Raw genomic sequence first — 14,814 nt, forward strand, 5'->3', positions numbered from 1 at the left:
AATCAACAATGGCTGAAACCACCATTACGCAGGAAAAAAGTCCTGTTTACAGCATTCCCCTTAAATACCGGAAGATGGAGAACCTCCACATCGTTTTCTGGTTGCTCAAAGATATCAGCTGGTGCATGGCATGGCCTGTATTAGGGATTATTATGATCTTCCCAACGCTGATCATTTCTATTGTGATTGCATGGCGTACACGGCAGTTCATGTCTGAACTCTGCCATAACCTGGCGATTACTGTGTGGATTACGGCGAATTCTTACTGGATGATCAGTGAGTTTATGCATTTCGACACGGAGATCCTCTTTGGAAGTATTACTTACAAGCATCTGGCACTGATTCCATTTTTTATGGGGGTGGTGATCCTGGCTTATTATTATTTCTGGCACAAGCCCAGGTACCCTGAGGAGCAGGAAACGATGTAATTTCTTTTTAACAGGAAAATAACTTCGAAACGGAAATGGATTTGTCCCCAGGGGGCTCCGGCACAATCATTTCGAAGGCAGAAAGAACTCAAACGGCGCATCTCTGTCGCACGTCAACGTACCATTTTCAAACTTCAGTTCAGCTACCTCAATGCTGGATCGGCGGATGGAGTAAGGTTGTATGCCATCTTCATTCACCGGACTTTCGCTATGTACTTTTCTGCCTGGGTGGGTGAAGTAGATCACGTATGCCTGATCGCCGGTGACTACCACATCGCCATGTGCACCGGTAGGCGTATCGTCTTTTCGCTTGCCCGGAACGTCAAGTATTAATCCCTGTCTGGTCCAGGTATTCAGGTCGTCAGAACGGTATACGCGCATGCCATGCCATTCATCGGTGACCATCCAGTAGTAATCTTTGAAGCGGAATACCTTGGGACCTTCGTGGCCGGTGCCGCCAATGACTGGTTTGGTACTGGTGTAGGTCCATTTATTGAGGTCCTTGCTACCGGCCATCATGGTGTTTGAGCCATGATCTTCATCTTTGTACCAGATGCGCCAGGTCTTGTCCGGGAGTTGGTATAGCGTAGGGTCGATCACTTTTTCGGAGGTGAGTTGGGGGAAGCCTTCGAACTTCCAGTCCCACATATCTTTGCTGGTGTAGTGTGCAATGCGGGCATGACCTCCCCAGTTGCTGCGAACGCCCTGGATATAGGCGACGAACATATGGTAGGTACCGTTGTTGTAAACGACGTCGGGAGCCCAGAAGGTGTTTTCGCCTTTTTCGAATTCAAGGTTTAGTGCGCCTCTGTATACCCAGCTGTGGCCGTTGTCTTTTGATTCGGCAATACCGATTTTGCTGCCATAACAGTAAGCCACGTTTTCAGCGTCGACGCTGGCACGGCGTTGGGTGTAGAGCATCCACCAGGCTTTTTCATTGTCGTTCCAGATGAGGGTTGGGTCAGCGGCGCCATCGAAGATAGGGTCGCGGTAGAGAGGTGCAGGTGCTGTGTGGATGGGCTTTGTTTGCGCACAGCTGTTGAGTACAGGCAGGGCTGTAGCCAGTGTTAAAGCCAGATAAAGTTTATACATAGTGGAACGCATGATTATAAGCGTGCGAATTACAAATAATTCGGGAGATATTATAATCATTTATTCCACCATACTGGTATCATCCAGTCATTGCTCCCTCCCAGCCTGTCTATCGCTTCCTGGTAATGTACAGGATTAGATGTGGCCTCTGTAGCTGGATAGAATAACCGCTTTGGCTGATGGCCCCCAGTTTCAGACTCCCCATCTATGTCCACTATCGGGTTCAATTCAGGATAACCTGTTCTACGTTGATTCGCAAAAGCCTCATATCCATTTGGAAATAACGCTACCCATTTCTGCATACTGATAGCTGCTATTGCATTGGATGGTAAAGTATGTGTACCCACAAAACTATCGATCGCAGCACCAGATAACGGCGTCATACCCGGATACATTTCCAGTTGATGCATAGCCGCTCTCAATCCTGACTGATAATGGATATTGGCATCTTCGCCAATCCAGCCACGTACGGCGGCTTCTGCCAACAATAATTCTACTTCTGCATAGCCGAGATGTAACCATGATCCTCCCTGTTGATAGAAAGGTGCATTGATGTGGCAATATTTATTCGCCTGTCCTACTATCTCTCCGTTTTCACCTACAAAGTCTGACCAATACTCCCACCAGTAAAGGCCCGGTTGAATAGGGAGATAATTGGTAATGCTATCTGTATTTACGAAAAACAATCCTAAGCGGGGATCATTTTCTGCTTTGAGGTAATTGACAAAGGTAGTTGTACCAATGGTATATTTATATGCTGCTTCCTCCTGTAATGCCTGCGCATAGCCATTGCCGCGAAGATCAGGGTAACTATAGTCTTCATGTATCATCACAAAATTATCATTATTGCTTTGCATCACGCCACCGGCAAATGCCGCCGCTGCCTGTATTTGTGCCAATGAGGGATCCGCGGCAGACAGGCGTATGGCAAGGCGTAGTTGTAGCGAACGGGCCATGCGCTTCCATTTGGTGAGATTACCATTGTAGACAATATCATTGAGGATGACAGGCTTACGATCATCAAATTGCTGAATAGCGGCTTCCAGTTCTACAAAGAAATCTTTGTAAATATCTTCCTGCTTATCGTAGACAGGGGTGTAAATTTTATCATAATAAGCAAGACCTGCCTGAGAATAAGGAATATCACCATATGCATCTGTCAATAAGGAAAAGATATATACTTTCAAAATGCGCGCAGCAGCTACATAGTTCACTTGTGTGCTATCATCCTGATGTTGCTTCAACAGGTCTGCCAGTTGTTTGATGCATTTACCATAATAGTTAGACCACATCAATCCATTGTAAAATTCATCTCTTACATACTTGCCACCTGCACGCATACCATAAGTACCACTTACATATTGCACCATTGGCTGGAATAGATATAAGTTTGGATATCCCATTTCCCGGCCACCATCCAGCAGGTAAGCAGCGGCTGTGAGTTGCTCTCCGGCTGCAATGGTAGTGTCATTGACAGGATCCGTATTTATGACGCCAAAGTTTGTTGTACAGCTGCTACTCAAAATTATGATCAGGCAATAATGATAAAACTTCATCTTTTAAAATTTTGCATGAAGGGTGATACCATAGGCACGGCGGGTAGGCAATGATCCATATTCAAAGCCCTGCCCATCGCCACTATTATAACTGGATTCAGGATCTATATTGGGTACATGTTTACTTAATGTAAGCAGATTACGGGCAATCACTGATACAGATACTTCTTTCAAAATCCTGTACCCCAGCGTGAGTTCGCGGATCTTTACCATACCTGCATCGTATACAAAAGGTTCGGGAATATTCTCTGTCACTCTTGTCCAGTAGGTTTCAGGATTTACGTACCGGTCTACCTGCTCATATTGTGGTCTGTTCAAACCGACTATTTTTACCCCCTTCACACGCAGTCCCCCGGTAGGTGTCCAATCTGCTGACGATACACCGGCGGCGATCCTTTCTTTTTCTGATCTGGCCCACCCCTCTCTGCCTTCCAGCGTGCCTTTCTGTTGGCCATTCTGATAGGCAAGTAAGTTGGTCATGGAGAATATCTTACCTCCTTGTTTGATATCTAATAAGACGGCGCAGGACCAGCGACGATACGTAAATGTATTTGTGATACCTCCGATCCAATTGTATTGCGTACTTCCAAGGTTGTAATCAGTAGATGTATATTGAGGTAAATAATTTGCATCCAGTACCATCTGCCCATTCTCATCACGAAGAAATTTCTTACCGGTGATCATACCATAGGTGGATCCGGCTTTTGCAATGATACTGGCATTTCCCCAGCGTGCGGAAGCAAGGGTGTAGTAGTCGGAGACCAATGAGCTTAGAGAGATAATCTTATTCCTGTTGCGTGCAAAGTTGGCGTTCACCTGCCATTTAAAATCTTTGTTGCATATAGGCCGCCCTCCCAATGAGATTTCTACACCTTCGTTGGATACATCTCCTGAATTGATAACTGCACTGGTGTAACCACTGGTTGGTGAAATAGGTGCATTCAATATCTGGTTCCTTGTATTGGAATGATACCATGTCAGATCCAGGTTAATACGGTTATCAAAAAACACCATGTTCAATCCTGTTTCATAAGAACGGCTGATACTTGGTTTCAGGTTTTCATAAGGTACTTTATCTGTCGCTACGCCACCAATGAGATAGCCACCCACACTGGGGATATCAGGATTCGTGGCATAAGTGAGTGCTGTCTGATAAGGTGCGATGGCATCTGTGCCTGTCTGCGCAATGCTTGCTCTCAGTTTTCCAAAGGATAATATAGCATTTGACGGTAATAATGAAGAAAATACAAAGCTGGCAGATGCAGAAGGATAAAAATAAGCATTGTGTCCGGCGGACAATGTAGAAGACCAGTCATTACGACCAGTCAGATCCAGGTAAAGAAAGGCATCATAACCAATGGTGACCCCTCCGTAAACAGAGTTGATCCGCTTTCTGTACAATTGATGACTGCTCAGTTGTGTCTCAAAATTATTGAGTTTTTTAACACCTCTTGTTTTCATATCTCTCCCAGTTATATTGCGCACATCTTCTGTATAGTCCATTCTATTGGTACCCACATTTATTTCGAGAGAGAACCTGTCCCATTTTTTATGATAATTCACTAAAAGATCGGAGTTGGTTTCCTGCAGATTCCGGTGCAGGAGTACGATACCCCCGGTTGTATAGTAAGGCGTGGAATATTGCATAAACTCAGTAAATGAAAAACGGGAATAATCCGTACCTGTACGTCCCTGAATATATAATCCCGGCCACAACTGGTATTTCAATAGGAGGAATCCATTAAAGCGGCGCTGAGTACTGTTGTTAGGTTGTTCATTAATAGCCCAGTAAGGGTTTACCTGGTAGGCATTGTTATTCCAGTTGATATAATCGCCAGCGGAATCTTTGTATTTTTTGAGCCAGTTGATATCGATATTGGGTGCAATGCCACTCAGTACATAACCGATATTATTCGGGTTGTCAGAGAGTGCAGGGCGATTAAATACATCTTCGGAAAGATAAGTTCCTTTGGCATCAAGTATCAGTTTTGAAGACAGCTTTGCAGTACCTCTCAGGGAAATATGATGACGATCGAGTTTACTACGGGGAATAATATCATTGTTTCTCACATTAGTATAGGTAGCGCGCAATTGCGCTTTGTCTGTACCCGTAGATAAAGAAACTGAATTGGTAAGTGTCAGCCCTTTGCGAAAAAACTTACTAATGGCATTACTTGCATTCACGTAAGGAACTTTTCTGCCATCCCAGATCACGACGGTGCTGTCTTTACTCATTTTTGGTCCCCAGCTTTTCTGTGCATCCACCCGGGCAGTAGAAACATCTTTTGGTAAAAAGCCATCCTGCCCACTACCATATTCATGCTGAAAGTCGTAACTATTATTCAGTTTTTCAACGAGCATATTGGCGGTGTATTCTACCGAAACACCTTTGTTTCCTTTCTTTGTGGTGATAATAATCACACCATTTGCAGCGCGACTACCATACAATGCGGAAGCAGAGCCGCCTTTTAAAATAGAGATGCTGGCTATTTCATCAGGATTGATAATGGAAGTCCCATCTCCTAAATCATATCCTCCATATTTATCTGCCTGACCGGGGGAGGAATTATTCACAGGAATACCATCTATTACAAACATAGGGGTATTATCACCACCTATAATTTTCAATCCTCTCAGGGTCACTTTGGCCGATCCTCCTACTCCGCTATTCACAGGCGTGATATTCAATCCGCTTACCTTTCCGGATAGTGCACTGACCGGATTTATCGTAAAAGTTTGCGGTCCCAGGTCGGCGTAGGCATAGCCTAAAGATCTTTGTTGCCTGCTGATACCCAATGCGGTGATCACGACAGGGGTGATATCAATAATATGGGGTGGCGGAGTTACAGGCACAGGCGCCTGTTTTTTCAGGATCACAATCTGTTTGCCTATGAATCGTAATTCATACAGAGAAGATGGAAAAATAACGTCTAAAATGGTCTTTAATGGCACATTGTCCCAATGTATGGTAATGCGGTCATGCACATCGATGACTTCATTGCGATAAGCAAATAAAACACCTGCCTGTTTTTCTATGAGATGGAGTACGGAAATGAGGGGTTCATTCACTACATGAATGGTTAGTTTTTCCTGCGCTTTTACGCAGTGGCACATAACGAGGAACAGGGTGAGTAAACAGCAAATGGCTTTGGTTTTCATAATAGGCGATACAGTGGTCAGATTAGCTGACGGCTATTGCTCCAATATCGCATTGAGTACCTGCTGTACTTCACTGGCTGACATGTTTTGGAAGTTGGCTGTTATTTTTTTCTTCCTGAATGTGCTGTCTGGCAATGTAATGTTCACCAGGTAAAACTCAGACAATGCAGTAGCCACTGTACCGGCTTCTTCGTTGGTAAAGGACAGTTTGGGTTGAAGTAGTTTTCCGCCTTTTGTGACCTGGCCGGCCAGACCTTTGGTCAGAATCAGGGTATCTGTCAGGGTAGTCAGGCGAACCTTTCCTTCCTGCACGACTACTTTTTCCGTTGTGCCACTGACATTTACATTGAATTGGGTACCGAGTACTGTGACCGTGGAGCGTGGCAGCTGTACAATAAATGTACGCTTTTCATCTGGTGAAATAGAAAAATCTGCTGCTCCCTGCGTAAGAGAAACGCGGCGGTTGGCAAATGCGGGGTCGTATTTTATTACAGTGCCGGGCTGTAGCTGGATGGACGAACCATCTGGCAGGGAAAGGGTATTTTTTATAGCAGCATGAATAGTAACAGGTTGTTCCACCTTTTGCCAGATCAGGTAACTGGCCACGAGGAATAAAGGGAAACATGCAGCTGCCAGCCATCTGTATCGCCTTAAAAATGGAGCAGTAACGCCGGGTGCTTCTTCCCGGGTACTGCTCGCAATTTCCCTCTTTAATTCAACAACGTGAGCTGATGTACCAGAAATTTGCTGAGACAGGGCCTGCCATCCCTGTTCCTTGTCAAAAGGTATAACAGGCATGTTTTCCGTGGCATCCCATAACTGCTTCAGTTCAGCATAAAGCGTACGGTTTGCTTCGGATTGGTGTAGCCATTGCCCCAGTGCTGCCTGTTTATCTGCGTTTGCAGGGTGTGCCAGACAGTCGATTAAAAATTCCCTTATATCATCAACACTCATGATTGTATATTAATTAAGACAATTCAGGATGGAGGTACTTTGATAGTTATTTTTCTTTTTTTTCACCCAGCAGGTGGATGCGGAGGTGTTTTAGTGCGACAGATAGCTGAAAGTAAACGGTATTTAGTGTAATATTCAGTTTTTCAGCGATTTCTGATGGTTCGAGGCCGTTGACCCTGCTTAATAAGAAGATTTCCCGACAGCGGGGCGCGAGTCCCTGTACGAGTTGAATCATTTCTTTTTGTAGCAGGATGTAGTCAGCGGTCTCGTATAGGGAGGCCGGATCCGCCTGCCATTGGAGAATGTCTTCGCTTACGTGACGCGATTGACGTTTTAGCTCATTGATAGAACGGTTGGTGACGGCACGGTACAGGTAGTGCCGGACATTGCCGGTGATAGTGAGGGTGGCGCCTTTTTCCCAGAGGTGCACGAATAAGTTGTGGACGAGGTCTTTTGCAAGGTTTTCGTCTTTTACCCAGCGGAAGGCGAGTAGGAACAGGTCTTCGCTGTAGGTGAGGTATAGTTGTTGAAAGACTTCCATATTCCGGTCACGGAGGCCTTCGGTAACGATTGCGGCAGAAATGTCAGTTCCGTACCAGGTCATTTTGATTGTGTCTGGTCAGTAAAATATTAATAATTTTTGATAAACTGCCTGTTTTTTGAGGGGGCCTCCGGCACCATAGAAGAGGAGCTTAGTTCGGCTGACGCCGTCGGGGCGGGTTCGCGCTAAGACGGTAGGGAAGAGTCGTTTTTTTAAAAAAGATTTTATTCCAATAGGCCGGCATTATCTAAACTGGTATTATCTTTTAATGCAACACCAGTCAACTTTAACCGAATCGCTTCCATTATCAGGTATAAAATTTTCTGCGCGGCTGCCTCATACTGTAACCCCTCCTCCCTGATATTTGAAATACAATTCCTTGCCTCATCTGTTATACCAGGTTTGGGTGCAAATGTAATATACGCCCCCATGCTATCTGCCGCGCTGAGACCAGGCCGCTCTCCTATCAGCATCAGGGTCACTTTAGCCTGTAATATCTGGCCCGCTTCGTCACCACTGGCCACTCTTCCCTGTTGCACCATACAAATAGGTGCTAATGACAGACCTGCTTTTTTAAATACCGGAATTAATACTTCCAAAAGAGGTTGTGTATGCACATTCATAGCTGTTGCAGACAAGCCATCGGCAAGAATGATAGCGACATCTTTATGAAGGTACCTGGAGTCCGTTTTATCTAATAATGCAATACTATCTTCATCTAATTGTCTGCCTTTATCCGGCCGTTGCAAATATTCATGGCGATCCCCAGCTTTGCTGTGTAGCAATAAAACAGGGAGGTGAAAAGGTTGTAGCTGCTCCTGCAAAGTATTGACTGATAGTGCAGAATACACCGCATCGCGGGCATGTGCATGCGCCAGTCTGAAATTCAGCACTTCCCGTAAAGGTATAGCAGTGCCTGTTCTACCCAATGCAATCCGGGCAGTTGTAAAAGCTTTCAGCGAAGCCCATGGATCCTGTTCTATTATTTCCTCACTCATACGTATTTCAGTAATTTATGTGCACTCCCTACCGGTAATAACCCACCACTTTGATTCATAATTCCCTGTTGCTGCAACCACTGATCAAACTCCGGCGCAGGTTTCAGCCCCAGCACCTTCCTCGCATACAATGCATCATGAAAGGAGGTAGACTGATAGTTCAACATGATATCATCCGCCCCAGGCACCCCCATGATGAAGTTACAACCTGCTACCCCTAATAATGTAAGCAGGTTATCCATATCATCCTGATCCGCCTCTGCATGATTTGTATAGCAAATATCTACACCCATCGGCAATCCCAACAACTTGCCGCAAAAATGATCTTCCAATGCCGCACGGATGATCTGTTTTCCATCAAATAAATATTCAGGTCCGATAAAGCCGACCACTGTATTTACTAACAACGGCGAAAATTTACGCGCCACCGCATATGCTCTTACTTCGCAGGTTTGCTGGTCCACCCCTCCATGCGCATTTGCAGATAAGGCGCTCCCCTGCCCTGTTTCAAAGTACATCAGGTTATTGCCTGCTGTTCCTCTCTGCAATGATAATCCTGCTTCATATGCTTCCTGCAATAGTGAAAGATGGATACCAAAACTACTATTCGTCTGCTCAGTACCACCGATTGACTGAAACACCAGATCCACAGGTGCACTTTGCATGATCTGCAATGCCGTCGTTACATGACAAAGTACACAGGATTGTGTAGGAATTTCAAATTGCTGCCGCAACTGATCCAGCATTTTCAATAAGGTGATTACGGCCTGCGGACTATCCGTAGCCGGGTTGATACCTATCACCGCATCCCCACTTCCATACAATAATCCATCTATGATACTGGCCGCTATTCCTTTAGGATCATCTGTATTATGGTTGGGTTGTAAACGCACAGAGAGATGGCCTTTCAACCCGATCGTATTTCTGAATTTAGTCACCACCTCACACTTCTTTGCCACACTGATCAGATCCTGGTTCCGCATCAACTTCGACACAGCCGCCACCATTTCTGGCGTAATCCCAGGGGCTAATTGCTGCAAGGTGAATGTATCCGCATGATCACTCAATAACCAATCCCGAAACTGCCCTACTGTAAAATGACTGACCAAAGCAAATGCATCCGCATCATGCGAATCAATGATCAAACGGGTGATTTCATCTTTCTCATAAGGAATCACAACCTCTTGCAGGAACGTCTTCAATGGTACATCTGCCAATGCCATCTGTGCCGCTACCCGCTCCTCTGCACTATCTGCACACAGCCCTGCCAGCGCATCGCCGGAACGGAAAGGCGTCGCCCTCGCCAATAAGGTGCGCAAATCACTGAACGCGTAATTTGTATGCTGAATCGTATGCCGGTAACTCATGAAATCAGGTTTATGACGGCTTGATGTTTATGTCTGCCCATCCCTATAAATATAAGTAATGCCACCACCAAACCGGCGAAAAAGATCAAACTTAACATTGGATAAGTGTAAATGATGGCAACCAAAGAAACGATCGAAAGGAACAATGCAATACCCGGAAACCAGGGATATAATGGTGCCTTGTAAGGGCGTTCTAAAGCTGGTTCTTTATCTCTTAATATAAACAGGCTGATCATACTCAGGATGTACATCACCAGGGCACCCATTACGGACAATATAACCAACTGATCCGTTTTCCCCATATACAATGCGAACACACCTAACAGCCCACCTATTACCAGGGATATATAAGGAGCTTTCCGACGCGGACTTAAGGTCGACATAAAAGCCGGCAAATACCCCGCACGCCCCAATGCAAACAATTGCCTGGAATAACTGATGATGATGCCATTGAATGAAGCAATCAGGCCAAATAAACCGATGCCTGCAAAGAGTTTCGTGATTCCATTTTGTTTGCCTAACACGACCCCAATCGCCTCCGGCAATGGATAATCTATGGCAGACAACGATTTCCAGTCTGTTATGCCCCCGGTAAACACCATCACTGCTATCGCCAGCAGCATCAGGGTCAGGATAGCAGAAATGTACCCTTTCGGGATGTTCCGGTGCGGGTCCTTTACTTCCTCCGCTACCATCGCAATCCCTTCTATACACACATACAGCCAGATGGCAAATGGCAGGGCATTGAACACCCCCCTCCAACCAAAAGGCATGGCATCATGGAGAAAATTGGATGTCTTGAAATGGGGGCCTACAATCCCAAGGTAGATCAGTAATTCCACCACCGCCAATAAGGTGATTATCAAAGAAAATAAGGCTGACTCCTTGATACCTAATAAATTGACTACCGTCAAAAGTATATAAAAAGCCACCCCACTCCCCAACACCGGCAATGCCGGATGTAAGAAATGCAGGTAGTTTCCCAGCGCCAATGCAATCGCCGGCGTGGCCAGCAAAAACTCCACTGCTGTCGCATAGCCCGCTATCAGGCCGCCAATTGGCCCCATGGCCCTATGCGTATAGGTAAAAGGCCCGCCTGCCTGCGGGATAGAGGTTGTCAATTCCGTAAAACTGAATATAAACGTAATATAGAGCAGGGTAATGACCAGCGTTGCAATGAGAAAGCCAATAGTACCGGCTACCCCCCAGCCATAATTCCACCCGAAGTACTCTCCGGATATCACTAATCCAACACCAATAGCCCACAAATGAATGGGCCTGATCACTTTTTTTAACGAATGCGAAGACGACATAACAGAACACTACCTTTTGATGAAAAAAGAATGTTCCCAAATCCCTGAAGTGCGCTTAAGATACAAATAAAAATGGGACCAGGTATACCCTGGCCCCATTATACTTAAATAAAAAAACGACGACTTATTTTATTTCCTGCAGCATTTCTTTCACTGCCGCTTCCAGTTGAGCATCCTTGCCACTCATTTCTTCTTCATATTTCAATGGTACCCTGATATCAGGCTCTACCTGTAAGTTCTCGGTAGGACGGCCTTCTTTACCAATTGTGGCAATCATTGGTATACCAAAGATGATGGTCGGGTCTATCTGTCTTTCCCACCATACAGCAGTACCTGTACCAGCTACAGGCATACCTACCAGTTTACCCAAACCATTCTGCTTGTACACGTATGGGAAGATAAAGGCATCGCTATAGTTGCCTTCACTCATGATCACACAGCTAGGGCGTGTCCATCTATCCAGCGGTTCAGCACCTTCTACCTTTTCCATCTGCGGAGCAAAGGTCAGGTATTGCTTACCACTCAGGAAGGTATTCAGGTCATTGTGCAACCATCCACCCCCATTGAAACGGGTGTCTACGATCAAGGCTTTTTTGCCTCTGTTACGGCCCATTACTTCATCGTATACAGAACGGTAGCTGGCATCATTCATAGACTGTACATGTACATAGCCTACTTTGCCATCACTCAGTTTGTCTACCATATCCTGCATCCTGGCCACCCAGCGTTTGTACATCAGCTCAGTTTCTTCACCTGCTGCAAATGGGATGACTGTTTCTTCCCAACGCTCCTGCGAACCAGGGTTGTACAAGCTTAACAACACATTATCCCCTGTTTTGCGGTTCAGGAAAGTTGCCCAGTCTACATCAGGCGTAACCGTTTCGCCATCGATCTTTTCGATCACCACGCCTTTTTTGATCTTGCTCTTAGCTTTATCAGAAGGACCACCAGGTATTACCTCATCTATCTTCAGACCGCTGCCTGTAAAGGTTTCGTCGTACAGCAATCCAAGAGATGCTGTTGCATCGCCCTCTGGTGCAGATGGATAATAACGACCGCCTGTGTGTGACGCATTCAGTTCTCCCAGCAGTTCGCTCAGGATCTCCTGGAAGTCGTAGTTATCGCTGATGTGTGGCAGGAAACGCGCATAGTTCTTTGCATACATTTCCCAGTCTACGTTATGCAGTTTTGGATCGTAGAATTTATCTTTCACTTCCTTCCATGCGTGTTCATAGATATATGCTCTTTCGCTGGCGGGGTTCCAGTTGAACTCTGTACTGATGCTTACGGGTGTGATCTTACCGGAGGTGGCATCTACTTTTACTACGCTACCTCTGTTGCTTACGAACAGGGTATTACCATCTTTGCTCAATACGATATCACCGGATGTACCACCGAGTTTAGCGAGGATCTTTGTTTCGCCGGTGCGTGGTTCTGTTACCCACAGGTCGTATCCCTTTTCAAATGAAGCCATGTAATACAGTTTGCTGGCATCTTTGTTCAGCACATAATCACTGATACTTGCACTGTTGATAGTGAGACGAACTTTCCTGTTTTCAAGGTTGTCGAAGTCCGGTTTGAAAGGAGTTTTGGAAACAGTATCCTTTTTTGTAGCAGCTGTATCATCCTTCAGCAGGTTGAACTGATCTTTGGATAATTTGAAACGATCGTATGCTGCCTGATCTAAGAACACAGCATAAATATCTTTCTCCTTGCTACCTTGTCTGGCAAGAGAACGACGACCATTAGCGTTACTCAGGTAGAGCAACATTTTGCCGTCTTGTGAGAACTTATTACCTTCTTCACCGAAACCGCTCATTACAGGGTAAATGGCTTTACCATTGCCATCGGCAGGGATCATCGCTGCATTGCTTACATCAAAATAACCCTGCTGATCTTCGGTCACAATATACTTACCATCGGGGCTCCAGGCAAAATCCCAGTCTTCGTCAGAGTAAGAATGATTGCGGCCTTTCGGTAAGATGGTACGACTCTTTTTAGCAGCAAGGTTGTATACCTTCAGGATATTTCTATCTTCTACATAAGCCACTTCTTTTCCATCAGGAGAAAATACCGGCTGGAACTCTGTAGCTGCAGTAGCTACCAGCGGTTCTTCGTTCACCAGTGTTGCACTGAAGAAATAATTTTCTGCTGGTCTTGTCAGGGTTGCTTTGTACAGATCCCAGTTGCCATTACGCTCTGCGGCATACACCAGTGTTTTGCCATCAGGTGACCAGCTAAGGCCACGCTCCTGTGTAGGCGTATTCGTAATACGGCGGGTCATGTTATTTTCCACGCTGCTTACAAATACTTCACCCCTTGCTATGAAGGCCATCTGTTTGCCATCAGGACTCATTCTGAACTGTGTGACATTGCCATTGACAGGCAGGTGTTTTACAACTGCTGCACGGCCATCATTCAGTACCTGGATGGATAGTTTCTTAGGCTCCTGCCCTTCTTTCAGGGTGTAGATTTCACCATTGTAAGAAAAGCAAAGGATGCTATTATCAGCGATGGATAAATGACGTACAGGATGTTTGTCAAAATGCGTCAGTTGTTTCATTTCACCTTTGGTGGTCAAAGAAGCTTTGAACAGGTTTTGTGAAATGCCGCCTTTCTCACTCAGGTAGTACAGCTGGTCGTTTGCACCCAGTACAGGTTCCCTGTCTTCGCCTTCGTAAGTAGAGAGCTGGTTGTATGACTTATTCTTTATATCGTATACCCATATATCGCGGGTTACGCTGCTGGTGTGGTGTTTGCGCAAAGGATCTTCGTATCCTTTCCTGTCCTGGAAAACGATCTGGTCACCTTTGGCAGAATAATGTGCATTGTCCGCACCCGCAGACGTCACCAATATTGAGCGGCCACCGGTTACGGGTACAGTATAGAGGTTATTGAACAACCTGACACTAAAGCGGATATCTGAAGCCGGCGCATTGCGGGGGCTACCAAATAATACCTGTTTATTATCAGGTGTAAAGTCGTAAGGATAATCAGCAGTGCTGTTGTAAGTAAGGCGTACCGGATTGCCGCCCATGGCTGGCATTACGTATACGTCGAAGTTCCCATTCCGGTCGCTGGCAAAAGCGATTTGCTTACCATCATGACTCCATACCGGCATCATGTCGTGTGCTTCGTGAATGGTGAGCGGTACAGCAATGCCCCCATTGACATCCACCCTGTAAATATCTCCTTTGTACCCAAATGCAATGGTCTTACCATCGGGAGAGATGGCGGGATAACGTAGCCATAGTGCATTGTCCTGGGCATAGGTTGCCAGGGTCATACAGCAGGCTGAAAAAGCAAGCAGTAATTTTTTCATATAAAATGGCGATTCAGATTGTTGTTTATCCTTTAAAGGTAACAATTGATGAGCTGGCGCCACTAAATAACTGGATAAAAGGCA

The 14,814-nt window shown here is 45.6% G+C and carries 10 protein-coding genes; 1 reads left to right on the forward strand and 9 read right to left on the reverse strand.

All coding sequences use genetic code 11. From position 1 onward, the window contains the following. Positions 1 to 8 precede the first annotated feature (8 nt). Positions 9 to 428 (forward strand): hypothetical protein, encoded by a 420-nt coding sequence (locus QQL36_RS30870; protein ID WP_235643940.1) that lies wholly within the window; start codon positions 9 to 11, stop codon positions 426 to 428. Between the two features lie 66 nt (positions 429 to 494). Here the strand turns inward: QQL36_RS30870 and QQL36_RS30875 are convergent, their stop codons facing one another. The 9 genes from QQL36_RS30875 to QQL36_RS30915 all read right to left on the reverse strand — a co-directional run bounded on the left by QQL36_RS30875 (position 495) and on the right by QQL36_RS30915 (position 14,730). After that, on the reverse strand, positions 495 to 1,520 hold the full coding sequence (locus tag QQL36_RS30875; RefSeq protein ID WP_321567906.1) for a family 43 glycosylhydrolase: 1,026 nt from the start codon (positions 1,518 to 1,520) through the stop codon (positions 495 to 497). Between the two features lie 56 nt (positions 1,521 to 1,576). Then, on the reverse strand, positions 1,577 to 3,076 hold the full coding sequence (locus QQL36_RS30880) for a SusD/RagB family nutrient-binding outer membrane lipoprotein (protein WP_321567907.1): 1,500 nt from the start codon (positions 3,074 to 3,076) through the stop codon (positions 1,577 to 1,579). Positions 3,077 to 3,079: 3 nt separating this feature from the next. After that, on the reverse strand, positions 3,080 to 6,235 hold the full coding sequence (locus QQL36_RS30885) for a SusC/RagA family TonB-linked outer membrane protein (RefSeq protein WP_321567908.1): 3,156 nt from the start codon (positions 6,233 to 6,235) through the stop codon (positions 3,080 to 3,082). Between the two features lie 33 nt (positions 6,236 to 6,268). Further along, positions 6,269 to 7,189, reverse strand: coding sequence for a FecR family protein (locus tag QQL36_RS30890; RefSeq protein WP_321567909.1), 921 nt, complete (start codon positions 7,187 to 7,189; stop codon positions 6,269 to 6,271). Positions 7,190 to 7,235: 46 nt separating this feature from the next. Continuing rightward, the gene (locus tag QQL36_RS30895) at positions 7,236 to 7,793 is read right to left on the reverse strand and encodes a sigma-70 family RNA polymerase sigma factor (RefSeq protein WP_321567910.1); all 558 of its coding nucleotides are present in this window, start codon (positions 7,791 to 7,793) and stop codon (positions 7,236 to 7,238) included. A 161-nt stretch (positions 7,794 to 7,954) separates the two neighbouring features. Further along, positions 7,955 to 8,728 carry an ethanolamine ammonia-lyase subunit EutC gene (eutC, locus tag QQL36_RS30900; RefSeq protein WP_321567911.1) on the reverse strand — a complete coding sequence of 258 codons (774 nt, stop codon included), beginning with the start codon at positions 8,726 to 8,728 and terminating at the stop codon, positions 7,955 to 7,957. After that, a complete protein-coding gene (locus QQL36_RS30905; protein WP_321567912.1) occupies positions 8,725 to 10,095 on the reverse strand; it encodes an ethanolamine ammonia-lyase subunit EutB in 1,371 nt (456 codons plus the stop codon). The genes eutC and QQL36_RS30905 overlap by 4 nt, the downstream gene beginning before the upstream one ends. Beyond that, positions 10,092 to 11,408 carry an ethanolamine permease gene (eat, locus tag QQL36_RS30910; protein WP_321567913.1) on the reverse strand — a complete coding sequence of 439 codons (1,317 nt, stop codon included), beginning with the start codon at positions 11,406 to 11,408 and terminating at the stop codon, positions 10,092 to 10,094. Before eat ends, QQL36_RS30905 begins: the two co-directional genes overlap by 4 nt. A gap of 124 nt (positions 11,409 to 11,532) precedes the next feature. Then, complete coding sequence (locus tag QQL36_RS30915; RefSeq protein ID WP_321567914.1) at positions 11,533 to 14,730, reverse strand: LpqB family beta-propeller domain-containing protein; 3,198 nt, start codon at positions 14,728 to 14,730, stop codon at positions 11,533 to 11,535. Positions 14,731 to 14,814 lie beyond the last annotated feature (84 nt).

The organism is Chitinophaga sp. LS1, assembly GCF_034274695.1.
In the GTDB taxonomy this organism is placed as follows: domain Bacteria; phylum Bacteroidota; class Bacteroidia; order Chitinophagales; family Chitinophagaceae; genus Chitinophaga.